General features: G+C 75.0%; 24 protein-coding genes. 19 read left to right on the top strand and 5 right to left on the bottom strand.

From position 1 onward, the window contains the following. Positions 1 to 786 carry a 3-oxoacyl-ACP reductase gene (locus tag IE219_RS11825; protein ID WP_189976598.1) on the top strand — a complete coding sequence of 262 codons (786 nt, stop codon included), beginning with the start codon at positions 1 to 3 and terminating at the stop codon, positions 784 to 786. A 3-nt stretch (positions 787 to 789) separates the two neighbouring features. Here IE219_RS11825 and IE219_RS11830 read toward each other — a convergent pair whose 3' ends face one another. Continuing rightward, positions 790 to 1,992, bottom strand: a complete 1,203-nt coding sequence (locus IE219_RS11830; RefSeq protein WP_189976599.1) for an alanine racemase — start codon at positions 1,990 to 1,992, stop codon at positions 790 to 792. A gap of 1,000 nt (positions 1,993 to 2,992) precedes the next feature. On the opposite strand from IE219_RS11830, the gene IE219_RS11835 reads away from it, so the two are divergent. Genes IE219_RS11835 through IE219_RS11845 form a run of 3 tightly spaced genes read left to right on the top strand, consistent with a single transcriptional unit; the run spans position 2,993 to position 5,818 of the window. Then, positions 2,993 to 3,829, top strand: a complete 837-nt coding sequence (locus tag IE219_RS11835) for a hypothetical protein (RefSeq protein ID WP_229849726.1) — start codon at positions 2,993 to 2,995, stop codon at positions 3,827 to 3,829. Then, positions 3,826 to 5,037 carry a type VII secretion-associated serine protease mycosin gene (gene mycP, locus IE219_RS11840; protein WP_189976600.1) on the top strand — a complete coding sequence of 404 codons (1,212 nt, stop codon included), beginning with the start codon at positions 3,826 to 3,828 and terminating at the stop codon, positions 5,035 to 5,037. Before IE219_RS11835 ends, mycP begins: the two co-directional genes overlap by 4 nt. 46 nt (positions 5,038 to 5,083) lie before the next feature. Beyond that, positions 5,084 to 5,818: an SseB family protein gene (locus IE219_RS11845; RefSeq protein WP_189976601.1), complete on the top strand. Its 735-nt coding sequence runs from the start codon at positions 5,084 to 5,086 to the stop codon at positions 5,816 to 5,818. A 59-nt stretch (positions 5,819 to 5,877) separates the two neighbouring features. Here the strand turns inward: IE219_RS11845 and IE219_RS11850 are convergent, their stop codons facing one another. Continuing rightward, positions 5,878 to 6,255 carry a DUF1844 domain-containing protein gene (locus tag IE219_RS11850; RefSeq protein WP_189976602.1) on the bottom strand — a complete coding sequence of 126 codons (378 nt, stop codon included), beginning with the start codon at positions 6,253 to 6,255 and terminating at the stop codon, positions 5,878 to 5,880. 192 nt (positions 6,256 to 6,447) lie between these two features. Between IE219_RS11850 and infC the strand changes: the two genes are divergently transcribed. From infC to IE219_RS11905, 11 genes are all read left to right on the top strand, one after another. Then, positions 6,448 to 7,257, top strand: coding sequence for a translation initiation factor IF-3 (infC, locus tag IE219_RS11855; RefSeq protein ID WP_229849727.1), 810 nt, complete (start codon positions 6,448 to 6,450; stop codon positions 7,255 to 7,257). A 125-nt stretch (positions 7,258 to 7,382) separates the two neighbouring features. Then, positions 7,383 to 7,577, top strand: coding sequence for a 50S ribosomal protein L35 (gene rpmI / locus IE219_RS11860; protein ID WP_015032399.1), 195 nt, complete (start codon positions 7,383 to 7,385; stop codon positions 7,575 to 7,577). A 107-nt stretch (positions 7,578 to 7,684) separates the two neighbouring features. After that, a complete protein-coding gene (rplT, locus tag IE219_RS11865; protein ID WP_189976603.1) occupies positions 7,685 to 8,071 on the top strand; it encodes a 50S ribosomal protein L20 in 387 nt (128 codons plus the stop codon). Positions 8,072 to 8,257: 186 nt separating this feature from the next. After that, positions 8,258 to 9,097 carry a TrmH family RNA methyltransferase gene (locus IE219_RS11870; RefSeq protein ID WP_189976604.1) on the top strand — a complete coding sequence of 280 codons (840 nt, stop codon included), beginning with the start codon at positions 8,258 to 8,260 and terminating at the stop codon, positions 9,095 to 9,097. A gap of 149 nt (positions 9,098 to 9,246) precedes the next feature. Then, positions 9,247 to 10,389, top strand: a complete 1,143-nt coding sequence (locus tag IE219_RS11875) for a sensor histidine kinase (RefSeq protein WP_189976605.1) — start codon at positions 9,247 to 9,249, stop codon at positions 10,387 to 10,389. A gap of 163 nt (positions 10,390 to 10,552) precedes the next feature. Then, positions 10,553 to 11,680, top strand: coding sequence for a phenylalanine--tRNA ligase subunit alpha (gene pheS / locus IE219_RS11880; RefSeq protein ID WP_189976606.1), 1,128 nt, complete (start codon positions 10,553 to 10,555; stop codon positions 11,678 to 11,680). After that, positions 11,680 to 14,208, top strand: coding sequence for a phenylalanine--tRNA ligase subunit beta (gene pheT / locus IE219_RS11885; RefSeq protein WP_189976607.1), 2,529 nt, complete (start codon positions 11,680 to 11,682; stop codon positions 14,206 to 14,208). Before pheS ends, pheT begins: the two co-directional genes overlap by 1 nt. Before the next feature lie 257 nt (positions 14,209 to 14,465). After that, positions 14,466 to 15,404, top strand: coding sequence for a hypothetical protein (locus IE219_RS11890; RefSeq protein WP_189976608.1), 939 nt, complete (start codon positions 14,466 to 14,468; stop codon positions 15,402 to 15,404). 248 nt (positions 15,405 to 15,652) lie between these two features. Beyond that, entirely contained in the window at positions 15,653 to 16,747 is a 1,095-nt protein-coding gene (locus IE219_RS11895) for a PP2C family protein-serine/threonine phosphatase (RefSeq protein ID WP_189976609.1), read from the top strand. A gap of 283 nt (positions 16,748 to 17,030) precedes the next feature. After that, entirely contained in the window at positions 17,031 to 18,371 is a 1,341-nt protein-coding gene (locus tag IE219_RS11900; protein WP_189976610.1) for an NsdA family TPR-like regulatory protein, read from the top strand. 62 nt (positions 18,372 to 18,433) lie between these two features. Further along, the gene (locus IE219_RS11905) at positions 18,434 to 18,964 is read left to right on the top strand and encodes an NUDIX domain-containing protein (RefSeq protein ID WP_189976611.1); all 531 of its coding nucleotides are present in this window, start codon (positions 18,434 to 18,436) and stop codon (positions 18,962 to 18,964) included. Between the two features lie 58 nt (positions 18,965 to 19,022). Here IE219_RS11905 and IE219_RS11910 read toward each other — a convergent pair whose 3' ends face one another. Then, the gene (locus tag IE219_RS11910) at positions 19,023 to 19,883 is read right to left on the bottom strand and encodes a 3-hydroxybutyryl-CoA dehydrogenase (RefSeq protein WP_189976612.1); all 861 of its coding nucleotides are present in this window, start codon (positions 19,881 to 19,883) and stop codon (positions 19,023 to 19,025) included. Positions 19,884 to 20,053: 170 nt separating this feature from the next. Between IE219_RS11910 and IE219_RS11915 the strand changes: the two genes are divergently transcribed. After that, positions 20,054 to 21,280 (top strand): glycoside hydrolase family 10-like protein, encoded by a 1,227-nt coding sequence (locus tag IE219_RS11915; protein ID WP_444545643.1) that lies wholly within the window; start codon positions 20,054 to 20,056, stop codon positions 21,278 to 21,280. A gap of 96 nt (positions 21,281 to 21,376) precedes the next feature. On the opposite strand, the gene IE219_RS11920 is transcribed toward IE219_RS11915, so the two are convergent. Together IE219_RS11920 and IE219_RS11925 are read right to left on the bottom strand one after the other, a co-directional pair. Then, entirely contained in the window at positions 21,377 to 21,577 is a 201-nt protein-coding gene (locus IE219_RS11920; RefSeq protein ID WP_189976614.1) for a DUF1918 domain-containing protein, read from the bottom strand. A 96-nt stretch (positions 21,578 to 21,673) separates the two neighbouring features. Further along, complete coding sequence (locus tag IE219_RS11925) at positions 21,674 to 22,705, bottom strand: DMT family transporter (protein WP_189976615.1); 1,032 nt, start codon at positions 22,703 to 22,705, stop codon at positions 21,674 to 21,676. Between IE219_RS11925 and IE219_RS11930 the strand changes: the two genes are divergently transcribed. From IE219_RS11930 to IE219_RS11940, 3 genes are all read left to right on the top strand, one after another. Beyond that, the gene (locus IE219_RS11930) at positions 22,704 to 24,137 is read left to right on the top strand and encodes an aminotransferase-like domain-containing protein (protein ID WP_189976616.1); all 1,434 of its coding nucleotides are present in this window, start codon (positions 22,704 to 22,706) and stop codon (positions 24,135 to 24,137) included. The genes IE219_RS11925 and IE219_RS11930 overlap by 2 nt on opposite strands. Before the next feature lie 101 nt (positions 24,138 to 24,238). Then, complete coding sequence (locus tag IE219_RS11935) at positions 24,239 to 24,691, top strand: GNAT family N-acetyltransferase (RefSeq protein WP_189976617.1); 453 nt, start codon at positions 24,239 to 24,241, stop codon at positions 24,689 to 24,691. Between the two features lie 69 nt (positions 24,692 to 24,760). Beyond that, positions 24,761 to 25,354, top strand: coding sequence for a histidine phosphatase family protein (locus IE219_RS11940; protein ID WP_189976618.1), 594 nt, complete (start codon positions 24,761 to 24,763; stop codon positions 25,352 to 25,354). The last annotated feature ends 117 nt before the right edge of the window (positions 25,355 to 25,471 follow it).

Raw genomic sequence — 25,471 nt, forward strand, 5'->3', positions numbered from 1 at the left:
ATGACCACCGAAGAGAACGTCTGCCGCCGCCTCACCGGCCGGACCGCCGTCATCACCGGCGCCGGCAGCGGCATCGGCCTCGCCACCGCCCGCCGCCTCGCCTCCGAGGGCGCGCACGTCGTCTGCGGCGACATCGACGAGGAGACCGGCAAGGCCGCCGCCGAAGCCGTCGGCGGCACCTTCGTCCGCGTCGACGTCACCGACCCCGACGAGGTCGAGGCGCTCTTCCGCACCGCCTTCGAGACCTACGGCTCCGTCGACATCGCCTTCAACAACGCGGGCATCTCCCCGCCCGACGACGACTCCATCCTGGAGACCGGCCTGGAGGCGTGGAAGCGCGTCCAGGACGTCAACCTCACCTCCGTCTACCTGTGCTGCAAGGCCGCCCTGCCCTACATGCGCCGCCAGGGAAGGGGCTCCATCATCAACACCGCCTCCTTCGTGGCGGTCATGGGCGCGGCCACCAGCCAGATCTCGTACACCGCCTCCAAGGGCGGCGTCCTCGCCATGTCCCGCGAACTCGGCGTCCAGTTCGCCCGCGAGGGCATCCGCGTCAACGCGCTCTGCCCCGGCCCCGTCGACACCCCGCTCCTGCGGGAACTCTTCGCGGCCGACCCCGAACGGGCCGCCCGCCGCCTCGTCCACATCCCCGTCGGCCGCTTCGCCCGCGCCGACGAGATCGCCGCCGCCGTCGCCTTCCTCGCCAGCGACGACGCGTCCTTCGTCAACGCCACCGACTTCCTCGTCGACGGCGGCATCTCCGGCGCGTACGTCACCCCGCTCTAGCCCCTACAGGAACGTGCGGCCCTCGCCCCGGTAGGTGGGCAGCGTGTCCACGACCCGGTCGCCCACCACCAGGCACAGGCTCTCGAACCGCTCGCACAGCTCCCCGGCCTTCGCGTGCCGGAACCACACCTTGTCGCCGATCCGCAGGTCGTCGGCGGGCGAGCCGAGCAGCGGGGTCTGCACCTCGCCGGGCCCCTCCCTCGGGTCGTAGCGCAGCCCCTCCGGGAGGTACGGGACCGGCAGCCGGTCCCTCCCGGCCGCGCCGGACGCCGGATAGCCGCCGCCCAGCACGGTCACCACCCCCACCCCCGGCCGCCGCACCACCGGCTGTGCGAACAGCGCGGCGGGCCGGCCCGTGAAGGACGTGTAGTCGTCGAAGAGGCGCGGCACGAACAGCCCCGACCCCGCCGCGACCTCGGTCACCGCCGCCTCCGCCGCCGTGTGCTGCACGCTGCCGGTGCCGCCGCCGTTCACGAACTCCAGCTCCGGAGCCACCGCCCGTACGGCCCCGACCACCGCCGCCCGCCGCCCGGCCAGCTCCCGGCGGGCCGCCGCCTGCATCGCCCGCACCGCCCGCGACCGCAGCGGCCGGCCCGCCACCGCGTCCCCGACCCCCGCCACGTGCCCCTCGTACGCCATCAGCCCGACCAGCCGGAACCCCGGCCGCCGGACCACCGAACGGGCCAGCTCCGCCAGCTGGGCCGGGGACCGCAGCGGCGACCGCCGCGCCCCGACCCGCACCCGGCCGCCCAGCAGGCTCAGCGCCGTGTCCATCTCCAGGCAGACCCGCACCGCCTCGGCGCCGCCGGCCCGCGCCGCGTCGATCAGGTCCAGCTGCGCCACGTCGTCCACCATCACCGTCACCGCGGCGGCGAGCTTCGGGTCCCGCGCCAGCTCCGCGAAACCCGCCCGGTCGGCCGACGGATACGCCAGCAGCACGTCCTCGAACCCGGCCCGCGCCAGCCACAGCGACTCCGCCAGCGTGAACGACATGACCCCGGCGAAACCCTCCCGCCCGAGGACCCGCTCCAGGAGCGCCCGGCACCGCACCGACTTGCTCGCCACCCGGACCGGCTTCCCGGCGGCCCGCCGCACCAGATCGTCCGCGTTGGCGTCGAACGCCTCCAGATCGACGAGCGCCAGCGGCGCGTCGAGGGCGGCGGTGGCCCGGTCGTACCGGGCCCGGTCGGCGGCACGGGGAGTCATGGCCCGAGCTTGCCAGACGGTCAGGGGGGTGGGTACCCCTGCGTTCCCGCGCGCCCGGGAACAGGCCGTAGAGTGGCGGGCATTGTCGGCGGCAGCAGGGGGCGGGATGACCAGCGAACACAACCCCCGCCCCTCCCGCATCACCGAGGCCCTCCACCCCCCGAAAACCCCCGACGCCTCCCCTTCCCCGACCCCTCCGCAGCCCCCCGCGGGACCCTCCCGCGCCCCGGGCGCCCCTGCCCCGGCCCGGCCGTCCCCGGCCTCCGGCACCCCCCTTCCCCCGGCGGCCCCGCAGCCCCCCGCAGGGCCCTCCCGGGCGGCCTCCGACACCCCGGACCCCGGCCGCACGGCGCCGCCCGCCGCCCCGCGATCCGGCACCACCCCGCCCCCGCCCGGCCCCTCCCGGCCCCCGGCGGCCCCCGCCCCGCAGCGCCCCGCGCCCCCGGCCGGCGCCCGGCCCCGGGGGGCGGTCGCGCCCGGCCCCGGAAAGCCGTGGGGGGAGGCCGGTGCCGGGCGGCCCGAGGCCGGGGAAGGACGTACCCCGGCCCGGTCCGTGGTGCCCGGCCCCCGGACCGCGCCCCCCGCCGACCCGGCGGGGCCCCGGACCGCCGCGCCCACCGACGGCGAGAAGCACCGCCCCGCACCGGTCAGCGGCCTCACCGCACTCACCGGCGCCCCGGAACAGCCCCCGGCCCCCGCACCGACCCCCACCTCCACCCCGGCCCGGCCCCCGACCCCGCCCTCAACCTCCCTTCCGGCCCGGCCTTCGGCTTCTGCCCAGCCCCAAGCCCCGGCCCGGACTCCGGCCGTGCCCTCCGCCCTGGCCCCGCCTTCGGCCTCTGCCCCGGCCCCCGCCCGGACTCCGGCCGCGCCCCCGGCCCGCATGCCCGTCCCGCCCGCCCGCCCACCGGCCGGCCCCGGGCCGCAGCGGCCGACCGGCCCCACCCCTCCCCGGCCCCCCGGGCGGGAGGACGTAGAGACGACCACGCGGCTGCGGCCCGTGGGCGGGTACCCCCGGTACGGCGGCGGGGCCGAGGCGCCCGTCGAGACGACCACCCGGCTGCGGCCCGTGCGCGAGGCGCGGGCGCGCGGACGGGCGGTGGCCGTCGGCGCCTGCGTCGTGCTCGGCGTCGGACTCATCGGCGGCGCGCTCGCCGGGGTGTGGCTCGCCGCGTCCGGGAACGGCCGGTCCGCCGAGCCCGCCGGATACGCCGTCACCCAGCGGCTCTGGCACGACGCGCCCGTCGACACCCTCTTCCCCCGCACCCTCACCGCCCCCCAGGGCGGCCCCGGACCCTCCGCCCGCACCTGGACCCGGGTCGTCGTCGCCCCCGACGCGCCCTGCACCGCCGCGAGCCTCGCCCCCCGGCTGCTCGCCGCCGTGCGCCCGCTCGGCTGCGAGCGCGTGCTGCGCGCCACGTACACCGACGCCACCGCCACCAGCGTCCTCACCGTCGGCCTGGTCTTCACCCGCGCCGACGTGACCGCCCAGCGCGCCCTGGACGGCCGGAAGCTCGCCGCCCGGCTGGGCCAGGACGTGCCGCCCGCCCTCCCGGGCGCCGGGACCGTCGCCGCCGCCTTCGGCCCCGCCCAGCGGGCCGCCTGGTGGGCGACCGCCCCCACCGACCTGCCGGTCGTCGTCACGGCCGTCTCCGGCTTCGCCGACGGCCGCACCTTCCCCGCCCCGGTCCCCGCCGACCAGGCGATGAAGAAGGGCCGGAGCGACGCCGTCGCCCAGTCCGGCCTCGGCCACGAGGCCCTCGGCATCACCGAGGGCCTGGAGAAGCAGCTCCGCGCCACCGCGCGGACCGCCGCGCAGGAAGAGGAGCAGCGGTGAGCAGGCCCCGCCCCCGCGCCACCGTCCGCCGCCGGGCGCGCACCGCGCTCACCGCCCCCGCCGCCGTCGTGCTCGCCGCCGCGTTCGCCGTGCTGCCCGCGACCGCCGGCACGGCCCGCGCCGACGCGATCCGCGACCGGCAGTGGGGCCTGGAGGCCCTCCGCACGGAGGAGGCGTGGCGCACCACCAAGGGCGAGGGGATCACCGTCGCCGTCCTCGACACCGGCGTGGACGCCGACCACCCCGACCTGATCGGCTCGGTCCTGCCGGGCAAGGACTTCATCGGCTTCGGCGCCGCCGAGGGCGACCCGGCCTGGGCCCGGCACGGCACCGCGATGGCCGGGATCATCGCCGGGCACGGCCACGGCCACGGCGACGACAGCGGCGTCCTCGGCATCGCCCCGTCCGTCCGCGTCCTGCCCGTCCGCGTCATCCTCGAAGGCAAGGACAAGGACCGCGACAAGGCCCGCAAGACCCGGGGCACCGCCCTCGCCCAGGGCATCCGCTGGGCCGCCGACCAGGGCGCCGACGTCATCAACCTCTCCCTCGGCGACGACTCGGAGTCGGCCCACCCCGACCCGGGCGAGGACGCCGCCGTGCAGTACGCCCTGGCGAAGGGCGTCGCCGTCGTCGCCTCCGCGGGCAACGGCGGAGAGAAGGGCGACCACATCTCCTACCCGGCCGCCTACCCCGGCGTCATCGCGGTGACCGCCGTCGACCGCTACGGCACCCGCGCCTCCTTCTCCACCCGACGCTGGTACGCCACGGTCAGCGCCCCGGGCGTCGACGTCGTCATCGCCGACCCCGACCGCCGCTACTACGAGGGCTGGGGCACCAGCGCCGCCGCCGCCTTCGTCTCCGGCGCCGTCGCCCTGGTCCGCTCCGCCCACCCGGACCTCACCCCCGCCCAGGTCAAGCGGCTCCTCGTGGACACCGCCCGGGACCGGCCCGACGGCGGCCGCAGCGACGCCAAGGGGTACGGGACGGTCGACCCGGCCGCCGCCCTGGAGGCCGCCGCGACCCTGGAGGCCGTCGACCCGAAGACCGCGACCGCCGGCTACCGGGGCCAGTACTTCGGCTCCGGGCCGCGCCCGGCGGAGGAGGAGGGCTGGACGCCCGGCCTGCTGGCCCCCCTCGCGGGCGGCCTCGGCGCGCTCCTCCTGCTGGCCGCCGTGGTCCTGCACCGGGCCGGCCGCGCGCCCCGCTGACCACCCGCCGGACGGCGCCCCGCGCCCCGGCGGCTACGCTCGGGGCGTGGAGCTCAAGAACATCCCCGACCCCGGTTTCTCCGACGACGACGGCACCGCCGACCCGGCGCTCACCGCGGCCCTGGCGGCCTGGGCGGAGGACAGAACCGCCCACGGCCCGGTCCTGGAGGCGCTGCGCGGAGCCCGGCTCCTCGTCCCCGTCGTCGCCGTCCTCGGCGAGGTGGAGACCGACCCGGAGACCGGGCTCAAGCGGGAGAAGACCAGCGACATGGCGGTGCCGACGCTGACCGCGGGCGACCGGCGCGGCCTGCCCGCCTTCACCTCGACCGCCGCGCTCGCGCTGTGGGACCCGCGGGCCCGGCCCGTCGCCGTCCCGCTCCACCAGGCGCTGGCCGCCCTCGTCCACGAGAAGGCCGACACCCTGGTCCTCGACATGGCCGGCCCGGTGCCGTACCAGGTGAGCGGCCCGGCCCTGGTGGCCCTGGCCGAGGGACGTGCGAGCACCGACCCGCTGGACGACCCGGCGGTGCGGGACGCGGTCCGCGCGGCGGTCGCCGCCGAGCCCGCCGTGCTCCGCGCCCACCTGGGCCCCGGCGCCGCCGACGGCACCCTCGCCCTGGTCCTCGCCGACGGCGCGGCCCCCGCGGAGGCGGCCCGGCGGGTGGCCTCCGCGCTGGCCGCCGACGAGACGCTGAGGGCCCGCCTGGTGCGCGGCCTCGACCTGGCCCTGCTGCCGGTCACGGCCACGCCCCCGGGCGAGCCCTTCTACGTACGGGACTGAAACCCGGCGGGACCGGGGCCGTACGAGAGATCCCGTACGGCCCCGGTCCCGCGGGGCCGTCAGCCGAAGACGCGGCCGGTGTACTTCTCGCCCGGACCCTGGCCCGGCTCGTCGGGGACGAGGGACGCCTCGCGGAAGGCGAGCTGGAGGGACTTCAGGCCGTCCCGCAGCGGCGCCGCGTGGAAGGACGAGATCTCCGTGGTGCTCGCGTCGAGGAGGCCGGCGAGCGCGTGGATCAGCTTGCGGGCCTCGTCGAGGTCCTTGTGCGCGTCGCCCTCCTCGGTGAGGCCGAGCTTGACCGCGGCGGCGCTCATCAGGTTGACGGCGACGGTCACGATGACCTCGACCGCCGGCACCTCGGCGATGTCGCGGGTCATGGCCTCGAAGTCGGGGGTCTCGGGGTCGGTCGGGGTCTCGTTCTGGGGGGTCTCGCTCATGCCCCACACGATAAGCGGGCGGGCGGTTCGCGCCGACCGGCGGGTCCTGCTAACCTGGTGTGACGACCGGCCGGACACCTATGTGCCCGGCCCACAAGTGGAGGCTCCGATCTCCCACCTGACCGCTCTCACGGGCGGCGGGTCACCGGTCAGGCGGTCCCCATCGTTCCGTACGGACGATGGAACCGTCCGATGCGCCCCGCGATCGACGTGGTGGTGCTCCGGTCTTTTTGGAGCCCCGCCTGTGTCCCGTCGGGGCATTTTTCGTGCGCCCGCTCGGTTGGTCCCAACGCAGTCGAAGTGACGTGTCCGTCCGCCCAGGCGGTCGCGTGGTGCTACCGAGGAGGATCCATCAGCGCCGAGCCCCGCATCAACGAGCGGATTCGCGTTCCCGAGGTGCGTCTTGTCGGCCCCAGCGGCGAGCAGGTGGGCATCGTCCCGCTTGCCAAGGCCCTGGAGCTCGCGCAGGAGTACGACCTCGATCTGGTCGAGGTCGCGGCGAACGCCCGTCCGCCCGTGTGCAAGCTCATGGACTACGGGAAGTTCAAGTACGAGTCGGCCATGAAGGCCCGTGAGGCGCGCAAGAACCAGGCGCACACGGTCATCAAGGAGATGAAGCTCCGCCCGAAGATCGACCCGCACGACTACGACACCAAGAAGGGTCACGTCGTCCGGTTCCTCAAGCAGGGTGACAAGGTCAAGATCACGATCATGTTCCGTGGTCGTGAGCAGTCTCGGCCCGAGCTCGGCTACCGGCTTCTCCAGCGCCTCGCCGAGGACGTGCAGGAGCTTGGCTTCATCGAGTCCAACCCGAAGCAGGACGGCCGGAACATGATCATGGTTCTGGGCCCGCACAAGAAGAAGACCGAGGCCATGGCCGAGGCGCGTGAGGCTCAGGCCGCGCGCAAGGCGGAGCGCCAGGGCATCGCGCCCGAGGCGGCTCCGGAGGCCGGTGCCGAGGAGGCTTCGGCCGACACGTCGGCCGAGAACGCCGAGGCGTGATCCGAGGGGGCCGTCCCCGTGGCGGCCCCCGGATTCCGCCCGGCACCACCACACCAAGAATTGACGCTCCCGGTTGGCCGGTGTCCGCACCGGGGGAGCGCCACTGACGAGGAGATAACGGCGCTATGCCGAAGAACAAGACGCACTCCGGTGCCAAGAAGCGCTTCAAGGTCACCGGCTCCGGCAAGATCCTGCGCGAGCGCGCCGGCAAGCGCCACCTGCTCGAGCACAAGTCGTCCAAGCTGACGCGTCGCCTCACCGGCAACGCCGAGATGGCCCCGGGTGACGCCGCCAAGATCAAGAAGATGCTGGGCATCTGAGCTTGATCTCCCGCCCTCTCTAGAGCGAGGGCATCCGGCCAAGACCGGGACCCATCCGTTTTCCGGGTCGTGTGAACACACCACGGCCCCGCTACAAGGAGTAAGAAGTGGCACGCGTCAAGCGGGCAGTCAACGCCCACAAGAAGCGCCGGGCGATCCTCGAGCAGGCCTCCGGCTACCGCGGTCAGCGTTCGCGCCTGTACCGCAAGGCCAAGGAGCAGGTCACCCACTCGCTGGTCTACAACTACAACGACCGCAAGAAGCGCAAGGGTGACTTCCGCCAGCTCTGGATCCAGCGCATCAACGCCGCTGCCCGCCAGAACGGCATGACGTACAACCGCCTCATCCAGGGTCTGAAGGCCGCCAACATCGAGGTGGACCGCAAGATCCTCGCCGAGCTGGCCGTCAACGACAGCAACGCGTTCGCGGCGCTCGTCGAGGTCGCCCAGAAGGCGCTGCCGGCGGACGTCAACGCCCCGAAGGCCGCCGCCTGATCATCCAGGCCGCAGTACCTCTGCCCGGACCCGCAGGCCCCGCGCCTGCGGGTCCGGCGCGTTGACCGCCCCCGTACGCCGCCCCACCGCGCCGCCCGCCCGGCGGGCCGACCGGCCGGACCCGCCCCGCCGGACCCCCGCCGACGCCCCCGCCGCGCCTCCGACGAGACAGAGAGCCCCCGCGACATGTCCACCCCCGAGCTGATCTCCCCGCGTTCCCCGCGCGTCGTCGCCGCCCGGCGGCTCGCCAAGCGCAACTTCCGGGGCAAGGACCGCCTCTTCCTCGCCGAGGGCCCGCAGGCCGTCCGCGAGGCCGTCGCGCACCGGGGCCCGGACGGCACCCCCACCCTCGTCGAACTCTTCACCACCGTCGAGGCCGCCGAGCGGTACGCCGACATCGTCGACGCCGCCCGCGCCGCCGGAGCCCGCGTCCACCACGCCTCCGACACCGTCCTCGCCGAGGTCTCCCAGACCGTCACCCCGCAGGGCCTCGTCGGAGTCTGCCGCTTCCTCGACTCGCCCTTCGAGACGATCCTCGCCGCGCGCCCCAAGCTCGTCGCCGTCCTCGCGCACGTCCGCGACCCCGGGAACGCCGGCACCGTCCTGCGCTGCGCCGACGCCGCCGGAGCCGACGCGGTGATCCTCACCGACGCCTCCGTGGACCTCTACAACCCCAAGTCGGTCCGCGCCTCCGTCGGCTCCCTCTTCCACCTCCCCGTCGCCGTCGGCGTCCCCGTCGAACAGGCCGTCGCCGGCCTCAAGGGCGCCGGCGTCCGCATCCTCGCCGCCGACGGCGCCGGACAGGACGACCTCGACGACGAACTCGACGCCGGCACCATGGGCGGCCCCACCGCCTGGGTCTTCGGCAACGAGGCGTGGGGCCTGCCCGAGGAGACCCGCGCCCTCGCCGACGCCGTCGTCCGCGTCCCCATCCACGGCAAGGCCGAGAGCCTCAACCTCGCCACCGCCGCCGCCGTCTGCCTGTACGCCTCCGCCCGCGCCCAGCGCCCCCGCCGCACCGCCTGACGCCCCCCCCGGCAGCACCCCCGGACCGCTCCGGACCGTCGGGATCCGGCCACGCGGTGTGCCCTTCCGGCTCCCGTTGGTCACCCTCGCCCAGTAGAGTGACGCACTCGGGGCCCACTGCGGTACACGGAGGGGTGGGAGACGGGGATATGACGGCCGGCACGGACAGTCCCGCGCGGTCCGCACCAGGACACGGCGCCGAGGCGCACCCGCCCGCGTCCTGGCCGGGCATCGGGCCCGACGACCTGCCCGACGGGCTCGTCGTCGCCGACGAGAGCGGCACCGTCGTCTGCTTCAACGCCGCCGCCAGCCGCATCACCGCCCTCCCCGCCGCCGAGGCGGTCGGCCTCCCGCTCGACCGGGTGCTGCCCCTGGAGGACCTCAAGGGCCACCGCTGGTGGAGCCTCACCGACCCGTACGGCGGCCTCGCCACCCGGCGCGGCCAGCCCGAGCGCAACCTGCTCCTCCCCGGCGGCCGCGAGGTCCTCGTCTCCGCCCGGTACGTCCGCGAGCACCCCACCGGACCCGTCCGCCGGATCGTCGTCTCGCTGCGCGGCACCGAGGCCCGCCGCCGCTCCGAGCGCAGCAACGCCGAGCTCATCGCCACCGTCGCCCACGAACTGCGCTCCCCGCTCACCTCCGTCAAGGGCTTCACCGCCACCCTCCTCAGCAAGTGGGAGCGGTTCACCGACGAGCAGAAGCGGCTCATGCTGGAGACCGTCGACGCCGACGCCGGCCGCATCAAGCGGCTCATCGCCGAACTCCTCGACATCTCCCGCATCGACTCCGGCCGCCTGGAGGTCCGCCGCCAGCTCGTGGACATCACCGCCGCCGTCGGCCGGCACGTCCACGTCCACACCACCGGCGGCCAGTCCCCGGACCGCTTCTTCGTCCGGATCCGGCCCGGACTGCCCGCGCTCTGGGCCGACCCCGACAAGATCGACCAGATCCTCGGCAACCTCCTGGAAAACGCGGTGCGCCACGGCGCCGGAACCGTCACCATCGAGGTGGCGCCCGCCCACCGGGGGCGGCGCGCCGGGACCGGCGGGACGGACGAGGGGACGGAGGTCACCGTGAGCGACGAGGGACCCGGCATCCCCGAGGCGTCGATGAACCGCGTCTTCACCCGCTTCTGGCGCGGCAGCAAGCGCGGCGGCACCGGCCTCGGCCTCTACATCGTCAAGGGCCTCGTCGAGGCCCACGGCGGCACCATCACCGTCGGACGCGGCCCCCGCGGCGGCGCCGAGTTCCGATTTATCCTGCCCGTCGGCGTCCCCGCCCACCTCGCCTGACGTCTCGCCCCGCGAGACGGACCGCGCCGAGGCCCCCCCGCCGGGACCCCCACGGGCTCACCCGTCGCCCCGCACCCCGTTAGACTCGTCCTTTGGCACGTTTGCGCCCTTGTCGTCGAGCGGGGGTCGCCCCAGCCAAGCCCAACGGAAGACACGGGAAGAAATGTCGGCACCCAATAAGTCGTACGACCCGGTCGAGGTCGAAGCCTTGAAACCGGAAGAGATCGAGCGCATGCGGGACGAGGCGCTCGCCGCCTTCGCCGCCGCCGGCGACCTCGACGCGCTCGCGCACGCGAAGACGGCGCACACCGGCGGCACCTCGCCGCTCGCCCTCGCCAACCGCGAGATCGGCGCGCTGCCCCCGCAGGCCAAGGCCGCGGCCGGCAAGCTCGTCGGCCAGGCCCGCGGTGCCGTCTCCAAGGCGCTCGCCGCCCGCCAGGCCGAACTGGAGGCCGAGCGCGACGCCCGCGTCCTCGTCGAGGAGGCCGTCGACGTCACCCTGCCGTACGACCGGATCCCGGCCGGCGCCCGCCACCCGCTGACCACCCTCATGGAGCGCGTCGCGGACGTCTTCGTCTCCATGGGCTACGAGGTCGCCGAGGGCCCCGAGGTCGAGGCCGAGTGGTTCAACTTCGACGCGCTGAACTTCGTGCCGGACCACCCGGCCCGCCAGATGCAGGACACCTTCTTCGTCCAGGGCCCCGAGGGCACCACCGGCGACGAGTCCGGCGTCGTGCTGCGCACCCACACCTCGCCGGTCCAGGCCCGCACCCTCATCGACCGGGAGCCCCCGGTCTACGTGGTGTGCCCCGGCCGCGTCTACCGCACCGACGAGCTCGACGCCACGCACACCCCGGTCTTCCACCAGATCGAGCTGCTCGCCGTCGACGAGGGCCTCACCATGGCCGACCTCAAGGGCACCCTCGACCACATGGTCCAGGCGCTCTTCGGGCCGGACATGAAGACCCGGCTCCGCCCGAACTTCTTCCCCTTCACCGAGCCGTCCGCCGAGATGGACATGCTCTGCTACGTCTGCCGCGGCGAGTCCGTCGGCGACCCCGAGCGCCCCTGCCGCACCTGCGGCAGCGAGGGCTGGATCGAGCTCGGCGGCTGCGGCATGGTCAATCCGAAGGTGCTCGTCGCCTGCGGCGTGGACCCGGAGAAGTACAGCGGATTCGCCTTCGGGTTCGGCATCGAGCGGATGCTGATGTTCCGCCACAACGTGGAAGACATGCGAGACATGGTCGAGGGTGACGTCCGGTTCACCCGGCCGTTCGGGATGGAGATCTGATGCGGGTCCCGCTTTCTTGGCTGCGGGAGTACGTCGACCTGCCGGCGACGGAGACCGGCCGAGACGTCCAGGCCACACTCATCTCCGCCGGCCTGGAGGTCGAGACCGTCGAGCGGCTCGGCGCCGGCCTCACCGGTCCCCTCGCGGTCGGCAAGGTCCTCACCATCGAGGAGCTGACGGAGTTCAAGAAGCCCATTCGCTTCTGCACCGTCGACGTCGGCACCGCCAACGGCACCGGCGAGCCCCAGGAGATCATCTGCGGCGCCCGGAACTTCGCCGTCGGCGACAAGGTCGTCGTGGCCCTCCCCGGCGCCGTGCTGCCCGGCGACTTCCGCATCGCCGAGCGCAAGACGTACGGCCGGGTCTCGCGCGGCATGATCTGCTCCAGCGAGGAGCTGGGCATGGGCGAGGACCCGAACCACGGGATCATCGTCCTGCCGCCGGAGCACGAGGTCGGCCTCGACGCCACCGTCCTCCTGGAGCTGTACGACGAGGTCCTCGACATCGCCGTCACCCCGGACCGCGGCTATTGCCTCTCGATGCGCGGCGTCGCCCGCGAGGCCGCCATCGCCTACGGGCTGCCGCTGCGCGACCCGGCCCTCCTCGACGTCCCCGCGCCGAACGCGTACGGCTACCCGGTCCGGATCGCCGACCCGATCGGCTGCGACCGCTTCACCGCGCGCACCGTCGTCGGGCTCGACCCCGAGGCCCGGTCCCCGATCTGGCTCCAGCGCCGCCTCCAGAAGGCGGGCATGCGCCCGATCTCGCTCGCCGTCGACATCACCAACTACGTGATGCTGGAGCTCGGCCAGCCGCTGCACGCCTACGACCGCACCCGGATCGACGGCCCCATCGGGGTCCGCCGCGCCGAGGCCGGCGAGAAGATCACCACCCTCGACGGCGCCGTCCGCGTCCTCGACGCGGCCGACCTGGTCATCACCGACGACAGCGGCCCCATCGGCATCGCAGGCGTCATGGGCGGCGCGAACACCGAGATCGCCGACCCGGTGACCGACCCCGAGACCGGCGCCGTCACCGGCACCACCGAGGTCGTCGTCGAGGCCGCGCACTTCGACGCCATCTCCATCGCCCGCACCGCCCGCCGCCACAAGCTGTCCTCCGAGGCGTCCAAGCGCTTCGAGCGCGGCGCCGACCCGCAGGCCGCGGCCGCCGCGGCCCAGCGCTGCGTCGACCTGCTGGTGCTGCTCGCGGGCGGCACCGCCGAGGCGGGCGTCACCGAGGTCGCCGCCCCGTCCGCGCCGCGCACCATCACCCTGCCGGCGAACCACCCGGACAAGGTCGCGGGCGTGGCGTACGGCCGCGAGACCGTCGTCCGCCGCCTCCAGGAGGTCGGCTGCGACGTCTACGGCCAGGACGAGCTGATCGTCACGGTGCCCTCGTGGCGCCCCGACCTGAACGAGCCGAACGACCTCGCCGAGGAGGTCATCCGGCTGGAGGGCTACGAGAACCTGCCCTCCACGCTGCCGAAGCCCCCGGCCGGCCGCGGCCTCACCGAGCGCCAGCGCGTCCACCGCCGGGTCGGCCGCGCGCTCGCCGGCGCCGGCTACGTCGAGGCGCTGAACTACCCCTTCCTGGGGCAGCAGGCCCTCGACCAGCTCGGCCTCGACGCGGACGACGCCCGCCGCCGGGTCGTCACCCTCGTCAACCCGCTCTCCGACGAGGAGCCCGCGCTCCGCACCACGCTGCTCCCCGGCCTGCTCGCCGCGCTGCGCCGCAACGACAGCCGCGGCAGCCACGACCTGGCCCTCTTCGAGACCGGTCTCGTCTTCCGGCCCGAGGGCGAGCCGAAGGTCGCGGTCCGCCTCCCGGTCGACCGCCGTCCCACCGGCGAGGAGATCGCCGGCGTCAACGCCGCGCTGCCCCGGCAGCCGCGCCGCGCCGCCGTCGTCCTCGCCGGCGCCCGCGAGCAGGCCGGCTGGTGGGGCAAGGGCCGTCCGTCCGACTGGGCCGACGCGATCCAGGCCGCCCGCCTGATCGCCGCCGAGGCCGGCGCCGAGCTGATCATCAGCGCCGACCAGCACGCCCCGTGGCACCCGGGCCGTTGCGCCGCCTTCCACGTGGAGGTCGACGGGGTCGCGACCCTCGCCGGCCATGGCGGCGAGCTGCACCCGCGCGTCGTGAAGGCGCTGGGCCTGCCGGCCCGCTCCTGCGCGATGGAGCTGGACCTGGACGTCCTGGAGGCGGCGAGCGAGGGCCCGGTCAAGGCCCCCCGCATCTCCTCCTTCCCGGTCGCCACCCAGGACGTCGCCCTCGTCGTCGACGCGAGCGTCCCGTCCGCCGACGTCGAGCGGTACCTGACCGAGGGCGCGGGCGAACTCCTGGAGTCCATCCGCCTGTTCGACGTCTACACCGGCGACCAGGTCGGCGCGGGCAAGAAGTCCCTGGCGTACGCGCTGAGGTTCCGCGCCGCGGACCGCACCCTCACCGTCGAGGAGGCCACCGCCGCCCGCGACGCCGCGGTCGCCCTGGCCGCCGAGCACACCGGCGCCGCCCTGCGCGGCGCCTGACACCCCGGCACCACCCACGGAGGGCCGCCCCGGAATCACTTCCGGGGCGGCCCTCCGCTTTGCGGAAGAACTTCTTCCGCTGTCGTACAACCATTTCTCCGTCCCGGACGTCCATGTGGCAGCATCGATGTTCACGCGTCGATGTGAATGGTTATCGGATTCATGAGAGGGAAAGCGGAATGCTGCACGTTGCGATCCAGCCGTCTTACGGAAATCCGGCGGCCAGGCGGCACTGGCGGGACACCTTGGATCAGGAGGTGGAGTTCGGCAGGGGGAAGTGCGGAAAGGCCCTGACCGAAGAGGAGCATGCGAGGCTCCTGAACGCGCACTCGTCGGACCGGGCCCGCTTCTGGGGTGCGACGGCCGCGCAGGACAGGAACATGTCGCTGCTCGGGTCCGGAGACGTGGTTCTTTTCACGGGGCAGAAGAAGGTGCGTGGCATCGGAGAGATCGGAGTCACGTTCAGGAACGCGGGCTTCGCCGACGCTATGTGGGAGAAGGACCCGAAGAACGGAAGCTGGCTGAACGTGTACAGCCTGCTTTCCTTCAGGCCCGTCGATATTCCGTACGAGGAGATCTGGGCTCTTCCCAGTTTCAACGCCGGTGACAACTTCATGGGACTTCGTGTTCTGCGCGGGGAGAAGGCCGAGGAAATCCTGGACGGGCTGGGCATCAGGACCATCGGCGAGAACCGGCGCGCGCTCGCCCGTGACAAGGAGGTGGCACAGCTCATCTCCAAGGGGAAGATCGTGCCCGTGGAGGGCGTGCACACGGAGAAGACCACCTACCGCAGGGAAGAGCGCGAGATAGTGGTGCGCCGTGCCGAGTCCCTGCTGGTCACCGAATACAAGGAGACCCTCGGCGATCTCGACGTGAGCCGGCTGAAGACGCCCGCCGGCATCACCGACCTGTACGTCGTCGGAGGCGAGGGCCCCGAACTCATCGAGGCCAAGAGCGACAGCGACCACCGCCACGTGCGCATGGCCCTGGGACAGCTCCTCGACTACGCCCCGCACGGGCCGGAGGAGGTCGAGCGCCTCAGCGCGCTCTTCCCGAGCAGGCCCGTCGATTCCGACGTGGCGCTTCTGCACCGCTACGGCATCGACGTCCTGTACCGGATGAACGCGCACGAGTTCGATCGGATAGAGGCGCCGGGAGAGAGCAGGGACCACATGCGGCAGGCGTGGACACGCTGATCCCGAGCCCGCTCGGAGAGGACTCCGGGGTGCCCGGGATTCGTTCGCACGCGCGAGGACGCCAATGATGTGCCCGTGGCGCGGCCCTGGCGGAGGGCGGCGGAGGGAGGGCGCTCACTCCTTCGGGTGAGATCGCCGGGGGGTGTTCCGTGGCGGACGGGGTGGTCGGCACAATCGTCCCGGCCACAGGAGCGGGCCTGTGTGCCGCAGGGCCTTCGGGTGCTGTCGGGGCTCGGGAAGGGCCGTACATGATCCGTACCAGCCGTATCAGCCGGGCCGTCCGTCGTCCGGCGCACCTCCCCGGCGCGTCCCGGTTCCGCGGGGTGGCCCCGTACGGGCTTCCGGTCGGGTGGGGGGTCCTGGCCGTGGCGTGGAAGTTCGGCTGTCCGCTGGCCCGGCAGCCGGAGATGCCGGTGCGGATCCTCACCAGCGCCGTCTTCCTGGCCGTGGGCGCCGGGCTGCTGCTCGTGGCGCGGCGGCGGCTGCGCCGCGAGCTGGCCGGGGTGCGGGCGGTCGCGGAGGCGACCCAGCAGGTGCTGCTCCGCCCGCCGCCCGCCCGGCTCGACGGACTCGCCCTGGCCGCCGGGCAGTTGTCGGCCTCGCGCGGCGCCACCGTGGGCGGCGACCTGTACGAGGCGGTGGCGACGCCGTACGGGGTGCGCGTGGTGATCGGGGACGTACGGGGGCACGGGCTGGCCGCCCTGGGCGCGGTCGTCGCGGTGCTGGGGAGCTTCCGGGAGGCCGCCCACGACGAGGCCGAACTCGGCGGGGTGCTGCGGCGGTTGGAGCGGGCGCTCCAGCGGCACCTGCGGGAGCGGGCACGCGACGAGCACCCGGCGGCGGGCGGTGGCGCGCCGGCCCATCCGGTCGCGGAGGAGTTCGTGACGCTGCTGCTCCTGGAGGTCCGGCCGGACGGGCGGCTGGCCGTCCTCAACTGCGGTCATCCGGAGCCGTACCGGCTCGGCGACCGGGTGGAGCGGCTGGCGGTGGGCGAGCCGCTGCCGCCGCTGGGGGTGCTGCCGCTGCCGGCCGCGCTCGTCCCGGACACCGGCGCCCGGCTGCTGCCCGGCGAGACGCTGGTGCTGTACACGGACGGGGCGGAGGAGGCCCGGGACCGGCGGGGCCGCTTCTTCGCCCTGGAGGCGGCGCTCGCCCGGGGCGGGGAGCGGGCGCCCGCGGCGCTGGTCCGGCAGGTGCACGAGGCGCTGCTGCGGCACACCGGCGGCCGGCTCGCCGACGACGTGGCGCTGCTCGCGCTCCGCAACGACCGGGTCCGGGTGCCGGCGCAGCCCGCCGAACCCGGGCTGCGCCGTCCCCGGCCCGCTCCCTCCACCCACTGCTGAGCGGAGGGTCCGGGGTGCGGCGCCGCCCGTCCCGCCACGGAGCGTCGGGCAGATCGGCGGGGCGGGCGGCGCGGACCGGGCGGCCGCACTGTTTCGAGGGGGGAGCCGGCGGCCCGGTCTTCCTCGCCTGACCGGCGAGGAGTTCAGTCAACCGGTGCCGGGCGGGCGGCGGCAGCGTGCGCGGACCGGAAGAACGGGTACTCGGTTCACACCCCGTGCGAAAACGGCCCGAGTGCCCGCGAACCCCCCGCTACGCTGAGTCCACCGAGTGACCGGAGGGGCCATGCAGCCCAACACCCTGCTCGACGCCCTCCTGGACGAGGCGGGCGTCTCGCACGCGGGGCTCGCCGACCGGGTGAACCGGGCCGGGCGGGCCAGGGGACTCGCCCTGCGGTACGAACACACCGCCGTGGCCCGGTGGCTGAAGGGGCAGCGGCCGCGCGGCCAGGTGCCGGACCTGCTCTGCGAGGTGCTCGCGGAGCGGCTGCGCCGGCCGGTCACCCTCGACGACGTCGGGCTCGGAGTGCCCGGCGGCGCGCCGCCCGCGCCCGGCACTCCGCTCTCCGGCTTCGTGGACCGGGCGACCGCGCTGTGGCGCTCCGACGAGCAGCAGCGCCCGTACCTGGCGGCGGCGCCGGCGGTGACCGGCACGCCGGCCGTCATCCCGGTGTGGGAGTGGGAGAACCCGCCGGAGGACGCGGACGTGTCCCGGTCCGGTCCCGCCCGGGTGGGCCCCGCGGACATCGCCCTGCTCGGCGCGGCCCGGACGCACTACGAGCAGATGTACCGGAGGACGGGCGGCATCGCCACGCGCGCCCGGATCGTCGGCTTCCTCACCACCGAGGCGGCGCCCCGGCTGCGCGGCTCGTACAGCGACGCGCTGGGGCGGGCGCTGCACCGGGCGACCGGCGGGCTGGTGGCGGTGGCGGGGATCTGCGCCTACGACGCGGACGCGCACGGACTGGCGCAGCGCTACTTCCACCAGGCGCTGCGGCTGGCGAAGGCGAGCGGGGACCGGGCGTTCGGCGCCTATGTGATCGCGCTGATGGTCAACCAGTCGCTGTTCCTGGGGGAGTTCCGGCAGGCGGTGGCGTTCGCGGAGGCGGCGCTGCGGGCGGCGGACGGGACGATCAGTCCGGCGCTGGCGGCCGATCTGACGGCGATGCAGGCGAAGGCGTACGCGCGGCTGGGGGACGGGTCGGCGGCGCTGGAGCGGATCCGGCGGGCGGAGACGGCGGCGGAGCGGATCGTGCCGGCGGCGGAACCGGCCGAGACGGGGTACGTGCAGCCGGGTCTCGTCAACGTGCAGGTGGCGGAGGCCCTCCTCAGTATGGGTGATCTCCCGGGGGCGTACGAGCACGCGGCGCGGGCGGTCGGGGCGCCGTCGCACGACCGGGGCCGGGTGCACCGGCTGGCGCTGCTCTGCCGGGTGGAGCTGGGCCGGGGCGAGGCCGACGCGGCGGCCCGGACGGCGGTGGAGATGACGGAGCGGGCGCGCGGGATGGAGTCGCGGCGGCTGCGGGAGCGGCTGCGGGAGGCCCGGGAGGAGCTGCTGGCCTGCGACGCGGGGGAGGCGCGGGAGGCGGCGGAGCTGATCGACGGGGCGTTGCGCGTTCCGTTGTGACCGTTTGCCTGCTGCGATATGGCCACCGAATGCACTCCGATCAGTCGGAAGGTGGCAAAAACGTGCAGTGGACGAAAAGAAGTGAGCGCCCTGTCTATGAGAACCGCTGGTTCCGGGTGAACCTCGCGGACGTCGAACTCCCGGACGGCCGCCGCCTCGACCACTATCTGATCCGCCTCCGCCCCGTCGCCGCCGCGACCGCCGTCAACGACGCCGACGAGGTCCTGCTGCTCTGGCGCCACCGCTTCATCACCGACAGCTGGGGCTGGGAGCTGGCGGCCGGCGTCGTCGAGGACGGCGAGGGCCTCGAAGCGGCCGCCGCCCGCGAGATGGAGGAGGAGACCGGCTGGCGGCCCGGCCCGCTCCGCCCGCTGCTCACCGTCGAGCCCTCCAACGGGCTCAGCGACGCCCGCCACCACCTGTACTGGACCGACCGGGCGGTCAGGATCGGCCCGCCGGCCGACGCCTTCGAGTCCTCCCGGCGCGCCTGGGTGCCGCTCAAGGAGGTCCCGGAGCTGATCGCCCGGGGCGAGGTCCCGGCCGCGAACACGGCGGCCGGCCTGCTCCTCCTCCACCACCTGCGGCTCGGCTGAGCAGCCGTACGGCCCGCGCTCCCGGGGCGGGAGGGCGGGCCGTACGGAAGGGGGCGCGTCAGGGGTAGACGTAGAAGCCCGAGCCGGACTTGCGGCCGAGCCGGCCCGCGTCGACCATCCGCTGGAGCAGCGGGGGAGCGGCGTACAGCGGCTCCTTGAACTCGGAGTACATCGAGTCCGCGATCGAGGCGATCGTGTCGAGGCCGATGAGGTCGGAGAGCTTCAGCGGGCCCATCGGGTGGGCGCAGCCGTACTCCATGCCGTTGTCGATGTCCTCGCGGCTCGCGATGCCGGACTCGAACATCCGGATCGCGGAGAGCAGGTACGGAACCAGCAGCGCGTTCACCACGAAGCCGGAGCGGTCCTGGGCGCGGATCGCGTGCTTGCCGAGCAGCTTCTCGGCGAAGCCCTGCGCCCGGCTGATCGTGCCCTCGGAGGTGGTGAGGGCGGGGATCAGCTCGACCAGCTTCTGCACCGGGGCCGGGTTGAAGAAGTGGATGCCGATGACGTGGTCGGGGCGGGAGGTCGCCACGGCCAGCTTCACCAGCGGGATGGAGGAGGTGTTCGAGGCCAGGATGGCGTCGGGCCGGGTGAGGACCTGGTCGAGCACCTGGAAGATCTCGGTCTTGACCTGCTCGTTCTCCACGACCGCCTCGATGACGAGGTCGCGGTCGGCGAACTCGCCCAGGTCGGTGGTGAAGCTGAGGCGGGCCAGCGCCGCGTCGCGCTCCTCCTCGCTGATCTTGCCGCGTTCGGCGGCCTTGGTCAGCGAGTTGAGCAGCCGGGTGCGGCCGATCTCCAGCGCCTCGCCGGTGGTCTCGGCGACCCTCACCTCAAGGCCGCTGCGGGCACACACTTCGGCGATGCCCGCGCCCATCTGCCCGCAGCCCACCACTCCGACGCGCTCAATGTCGGCCATGGAGTCCGTCACCTCGTGCCTTTCGCTCTTTGCTGGCGGCGGGCCCCCGTGTGATTCCGGTACGTCCGCCTCGACCCCCCGACGGTACTCCGAATCACGCGATGATCGATCGGGGAGAGGGTGCATGCTGGCCCGGGGGATGTGACGTATCCGACAGCAGAGGGGTACAAGTGCGGCCTATCGGGAGAAGAGGGTTCGTGACGACCGCAACGGGAGCGGCATTCGCCCTCCTGGGAGCGGACGTCTCCGGAGCGGTCGACCGCCGTCCGGCGCGCGGGTGGCCCGGACGCGCGGAAGGCTTCCGGGGCGTGTGGGTGGCGACCGTCGCCAACCGGGACTGGCCGTCCCGTCCCGGCCTCACCGCCGGGCAGCAGCGGGCCGAGCTCCTCGGCCACCTCGACCGGGCCGCCGCCCGCCGGCTCAACGCGGTCGTCCTCCAGGTGCGGCCCACCGCCGACGCGCTCTGGCCCTCGCGGTACGAGCCCTGGGCGCAGTGCCTCACCGGCACCCAGGGGCGCGATCCGGGCTGGGACCCGCTGGGCACCGCCGTGGAGGAGGCGCACGCCCGTGGCCTCGCGCTGCACGCCTGGTTCAACCCGTACCGGGTCGCCACCCACGCCGACCCGGCCCGGCTCGCGCCCGGCCACCCGGCCCGGCTCCACCCGGAGTGGACCGTGACCCACGGCGGGAAGCTCTACTACAACCCGGGCCTGCCCGAGGTCCGGCGCTTCGTCCAGGACGCCATGCTCGACGCGGTCCGCCGCTACGACGTCGACGCGGTCCACTGGGACGACTACTTCTACCCGTACCCCGTCGCCGGGCAGCGCTTCGACGACGACGCGGCGTACGCGGAGCACGGCGGGGGCTTCGCCGACCGGAGCGACTGGCGGCGGCACAACACCGACCTCCTGGTCTCCGAGATGGGCGCCCGGATCAAGGCGGTCAAGCCGCGGGTGGAGTTCGGCATCAGCCCCTTCGGGGTGTGGCGCAACCGCTCCGCCGACCCGCGGGGCTCCGACACCCGCGCCGGGGTGGGCACCTACGACGACCTCTACGCCGACACCCGCAAGTGGGTCCAGGAGCGCTGGATTGACCACATCGTGCCGCAGCTGTACTGGCACATCGGCCAGCCGGGCGCCGACTACGCGGTGCTCCTGGACTGGTGGAACGCGACGGTACGGGGGACCGGCGTCGGCCTGCGGATCGGCGAGGCGCTCTACAAGGCGGGCGACCCGGCGCAGGCGGCGGCCTGGCGGGACCCGGCGGAGCTCTCCCGGCACCTCGCGCTCGCCGAGCGGCGGACCGCCGTCGACGGGCACTGCTTCTTCGCGGCGCAGGACGTGGCGAAGGACCGGATCGGCGCCTTCGCCCGGCTGGTGGAGGACCACTACGCGTGACGGCCCGGCCCTTCGCGCCGATGGCCGGGGCCGCCCGCCGCGCGGACGGCCGGGGGCGCCCGCCGCGCCGGTGGGGCGGGCGGCGGGCGGGAGGGCTCAGCGCGCCGGGTCCTCGCGGTGGCGGACGACGGTGTCGGGGCCGGGCGACATCAGCGCCTCGTGGCCGTCGTCCTCGAACTTCACGCGGTACGGGGGAGCGCCGTGCTCCCCGAGCACCTGGACGACCTGGGCCGTGCGGTCGTGCTGACCGACGGTCCGGCCGTGCACCAGCAGTGTGTCGCCCACGCTCGCCTGCATCGGGTGACCTCCTCGTCCCCCGTAAGGGCTCCATCGTCAGGGCTCCGTCTCCCATTGTGGCGCAGGTCACCCGGGGGTGCCGTGCCGGTGGCCGGGTCAGTCCTTCGCGCGCTGGGTCGCCGCGATGCAGACGAGGACGCCGACGGCGGCGAGCGGCGCGGCGGCCGGCAGCGACTCGCCCAGCACGAGGACCGCCCAGACCAGGGTCAGCAGCGGCTGGGCGAGCTGGAGCTGGCTGGCCCGGGGGATGCCGATGGCGGCCATCCCCCGGTACCAGACGTACAGGCCGAAGAAGGTCGAGCCGGCGGCCACCCAGACCAGGCCGACGACGCCGTGGGCGGTGAGCCGCACCGGTTCGAGGGCGAGCGCCGCGGCCGAGGCGGGGAGCGTCAGCGGCAGGCAGAGCACCAGCGCCCAGCCGATCACCTGCCAGCCCGGCATCAGCCGGGCCAGCCGCCCGCCCTCGGTGTAGCCGGCCGCGCAGACCAGCAGGGCCCCGAAGAGGTACAGGTCACCGGCGGAGAGGGCGCCGCCGCTCTGCTGGACGGTGAAGGCGAGCACCACTGCGGCGCCCGCCACGGCGGCGGCCCAGAAGGCGCGGGACGGGCGGCGGCCGGTCCGCAGCGCCGCGAGGACGGCCGTGGTGAGCGGCAGCAGGCCGACGACGACGGCCGCGTGCGAGGTCGTCGAGGTCCGCAGCGCCAGCGTGGTCAGCAGCGGGAAGCCGATCACCACCCCGCCCGCGACCACCGCGAGTCCGGGCAGGTGGCGGCGGTCGGGCAGCGGCACCCGGCCCGCGAGCAGGAAGGCGCCGGCGATCAGCGCGGCGAGGACGGAGCGCACCGCCACCAGCGACCAGGGGCCGAAGCTCTCCAGGCCCCAGACGGTCGAGGGGAAGGTCAGCGAGAAGGCCACCACGCCGAGCGCGGCGAGCAGGACGCCCTGCCGCCCGGCCCGGCCGGGGGCCGGTGCGGGGGCGGGGGAGGAGGCGAGGACGGCAGCCGGGCCCGGGTCCGCGGAGGCGGCCGGAGAGGGAGCCGGTGCGGGGGCGGGAGGGGCCGGGACGGCGGCCGGTGCGGGGGCGACCGCTATCGTCGTCGGGGCAGTAGCGCTATCGTGTGCTCTCATGAACGAGAGTAGCAGTGTCGCGGAACTGGTGAAATCGCTGAAGAGCGAGCTCGACCGCTACTCTCCTGGTGGAAAGCTCCCGTCGAGCCGGGTCCTCGTCGAGCGCTACCGCGTCTCCCCGGTCACCGTCACCCGCGCCCTCGCCCGGCTCGCCGCCGAGGGCCTCGTCGTCACCCGCCCCGGCGCGGGCGCCTTCAAGGCCGACGCCCCCGCGCCCGCCACCGCAGGCGACACCTCCTGGCAGGAGCTCGCCCTCAGCGCCGACGCCGCCGCCGGGGTCGGCCCCCGCGCCGTCGACGCCTCCGGCGTCCTCGCCACCCTCGCCGCGCCCCCGCCCGGCGTCGTCGAGTTCAACGGCGGCTACCTCCACCCCTCCCTCCAGCCCGAGCGCGCCCTCTCCGCCGCCCTCGCCCGCGCCGGCCGCCGCCCCGGCGCCTGGGGCCGCCCGCCCACCGACGGCCTCGCCGAACTGCGCGCCTGGTTCGCCCGCGAGATCGGCGGCGGCGTCACCGGCGCCGAGGTCCTCATCACCGCCGGCGGCCAGTCCGCCCTCACCACCGCCCTGCGCGCCCTCGCTGCCCCCGGCACCCCGGTCCTCGTCGAGTCCCCGACCTACCCCGGCATGCTCGCCGTCGCCCGCGCCGCCGGACTGCGCCCGGTCCCCGTCCCCACCGACGCCGACGGCATCCGCACCGACCTCCTCGAAGCCGCCTTCCGCGCCACCGGTGCCCGCGCCCTCGTCTGCCAGCCCCTCTTCCAGAACCCGACCGGCACCGCCCTCCCGCCCGCCCGCCGCCGCGAGGTCGTCCGCATCGCCCGCGCCGCCGGCGCCTTCGTCGTCGAGGACGACTTCGCCCGCCGCCTCGCCCACGAGGACGCCGGACCGCTGCCGCCCACCCTCGCCGCCGACGACCCCGACGGCGTCGTCGTCCACGTCTGCTCCCTCACCAAGATCACCTCGCCCAGCCTCCGGGTCGGCGCGCTCGCCGCCCGGGGCCCCGTCCTCGAACGGCTCCGCGCCATCCAGGTCGTCGACAGCTTCTTCGTCCCCCGCCCCCTCCAGGAGGCCGCCCTCGAACTCGTCGGCTCCCCGGCCTGGCCCCGCCACCTGCGGACCGTCTCCCAGGAGCTGCGCGCCCGCCGCGACACCCTCGCCGCCGCCGTCGCCCGCCACCTGCCCGCCCTCGCCCTGCCGCACGTCCCCTCCGGCGGCCACCACCTCTGGCTGCGGCTCCCCGACGCCCTGCCCGAGGCCGCGCTCCTCGCCGCCGCCCTGCGGGCCGGGGCCGCCGCCGCCCCCGGCCGCCCCTACTTCTGCGCCGAGCCCCCGGCCGGCCACATCCGGCTGAGTTTCGCGGGTGTCGCCGGGCCCACGGAGATCGCCGAGGGCGTGCGCCGGCTGCGGACCGCGGTGGACGAACTCCTTCCGTGACCCGGGGCGGCCCGGCCCGGCGCCCGGCCGCCCCGGCCCGGCGGCCGTCCGGCAGGCGAAACGCGCCTGACACCCTCCCCGCCCCCTGACATCCTTCGCCCATGAGCGAGACCCCCCTCCCCGTGCCCGCCGCCGTCCACGGGACGTACGAGATCTCGGCCGACCCGGCCCGCCTCGACGCCGCCCGCGTCCACCACTGGCTCTCCACCGACGCGTACTGGGCCCACGGCCGACCTCGGGAGAAGCAGGACCTGGCCATCGCGGGGTCGCTCAACTTCGGCGCGTACCACCGCGAGACCGGCGCGATGGCGGCGTACGCGCGCGTGGTCACCGACTACGCCACCTTCGCCTGGCTCTGCGACGTCTACGTCGACCGGCCGGCCCGCGGCACCGGACTCGGCACCGCCCTCGCCACCGCCGTCCGCGACCACCTGGAGCCGTACGGGCTGCGCCGGATCATGCTCGCCACCGCCGACGCCCACGGCGTCTACGAGAAGGTCGGATTCACGCCACTGCGAAATCCGGACAAGTGGATGGCTCTCGGGCAGCAGTGAACCCGGGCCTCCCGGCCCCCTCCGCACCACCCCTTGACCCGGCGCGCCACCGGCCCCACGATCGCGGCCATGGGTGTTCGGGTCACGCTGGTCGCCGCGGCGCGCAGCTCCTCCCTGCTCGCCGAACGCTTCGACGACGACCGGCCCCTCGACGAGGCCGGCTGGTACGAGGTGCAGCAGGCCGCGCCCGCGCTCCTGCCGCTCGGCTCGGCCGAACTCCGCTACTGCTCCCCGACCCTCCGCAGCCGTGCCACCGGCACCGCCCTCGGCTACGCCCCGCTCGCCCAGCCCGCCCTGCGCGACTGCGACATGGGCCGCTGGCGCGGCCTCACCCTCGCCGAGGTCGCCGCCCTCGAACCGGCCGCCGTCGACGCCTGGCTCTCCGACGCCCGCTCCGCCCCGCACGGCGGCGAACCCCTGCTCGCCTTCATCACCCGCATCGGACTCTGGCTCGACACCCGCCCCGCCGAGGACACCGCCGCCGGTGACGTCACCGTCGTCGCCGTCGCCGAGCCCGCCGTCGTCCGCGCCGCCCTCGTCTACGCCCTCCGGGCCGCTCCCGCCACCTACTGGAGCGTCGACGTCCGCCCCCTCTCCACCGTCACCCTCGTCGGCCGCCCCGGCGCCTGGCACCTCCACCTCGACGCCCCGGCCCTGCGCTGACCCCGCCGCCGGGGCCGTACGGGCAAAGGGGCACGTGCGCACCGGGGGCGTACGCGCCCGGGGCCGGTCCCCGGGGCGGCGTGCCGGTCCGGTCCGACCGGCTAGCCTGAGAGCACG

It is taken from the genome of Streptomyces termitum, from assembly GCF_014650175.1.
GTDB classification, from domain to species: domain Bacteria; phylum Actinomycetota; class Actinomycetes; order Streptomycetales; family Streptomycetaceae; genus Streptomyces; species Streptomyces termitum.

Bases quoted from the DNA above. Each gene is read 5' to 3' on its own strand.
- pheS (WP_189976606.1), top strand. From the start codon at position 10,553: ATGTCGGCACCCAATAAGTCGTACGACCCGGTCGAGGTCGAAGCCTTG.
- IE219_RS11920 (WP_189976614.1), bottom strand. From the start codon at position 21,577: ATGCAGGCGAGCGTGGGCGACACACTGCTGGTGCACGGCCGGACCGTC.
- IE219_RS11825 (WP_189976598.1), top strand. From the start codon at position 1: ATGACCACCGAAGAGAACGTCTGCCGCCGCCTCACCGGCCGGACCGCC.
- pheT (WP_189976607.1), top strand. From the start codon at position 11,680: ATGCGGGTCCCGCTTTCTTGGCTGCGGGAGTACGTCGACCTGCCGGCG.
- IE219_RS11910 (WP_189976612.1), bottom strand. From the start codon at position 19,883: ATGGCCGACATTGAGCGCGTCGGAGTGGTGGGCTGCGGGCAGATGGGC.
- IE219_RS11870 (WP_189976604.1), top strand. From the start codon at position 8,258: ATGTCCACCCCCGAGCTGATCTCCCCGCGTTCCCCGCGCGTCGTCGCC.
- IE219_RS11830 (WP_189976599.1), bottom strand. From the start codon at position 1,992: ATGACTCCCCGTGCCGCCGACCGGGCCCGGTACGACCGGGCCACCGCC.
- IE219_RS11940 (WP_189976618.1), top strand. From the start codon at position 24,761: ATGGGTGTTCGGGTCACGCTGGTCGCCGCGGCGCGCAGCTCCTCCCTG.
- IE219_RS11875 (WP_189976605.1), top strand. From the start codon at position 9,247: ATGACGGCCGGCACGGACAGTCCCGCGCGGTCCGCACCAGGACACGGC.
- IE219_RS11850 (WP_189976602.1), bottom strand. From the start codon at position 6,255: ATGAGCGAGACCCCCCAGAACGAGACCCCGACCGACCCCGAGACCCCC.
- IE219_RS11935 (WP_189976617.1), top strand. From the start codon at position 24,239: ATGAGCGAGACCCCCCTCCCCGTGCCCGCCGCCGTCCACGGGACGTAC.
- IE219_RS11900 (WP_189976610.1), top strand. From the start codon at position 17,031: ATGCAGCCCAACACCCTGCTCGACGCCCTCCTGGACGAGGCGGGCGTC.
- IE219_RS11925 (WP_189976615.1), bottom strand. From the start codon at position 22,705: ATGAGAGCACACGATAGCGCTACTGCCCCGACGACGATAGCGGTCGCC.
- IE219_RS11930 (WP_189976616.1), top strand. From the start codon at position 22,704: ATGAACGAGAGTAGCAGTGTCGCGGAACTGGTGAAATCGCTGAAGAGC.
- infC (WP_229849727.1), top strand. From the start codon at position 6,448: ATGCGCCCCGCGATCGACGTGGTGGTGCTCCGGTCTTTTTGGAGCCCC.
- IE219_RS11895 (WP_189976609.1), top strand. From the start codon at position 15,653: ATGATCCGTACCAGCCGTATCAGCCGGGCCGTCCGTCGTCCGGCGCAC.
- rpmI (WP_015032399.1), top strand. From the start codon at position 7,383: ATGCCGAAGAACAAGACGCACTCCGGTGCCAAGAAGCGCTTCAAGGTC.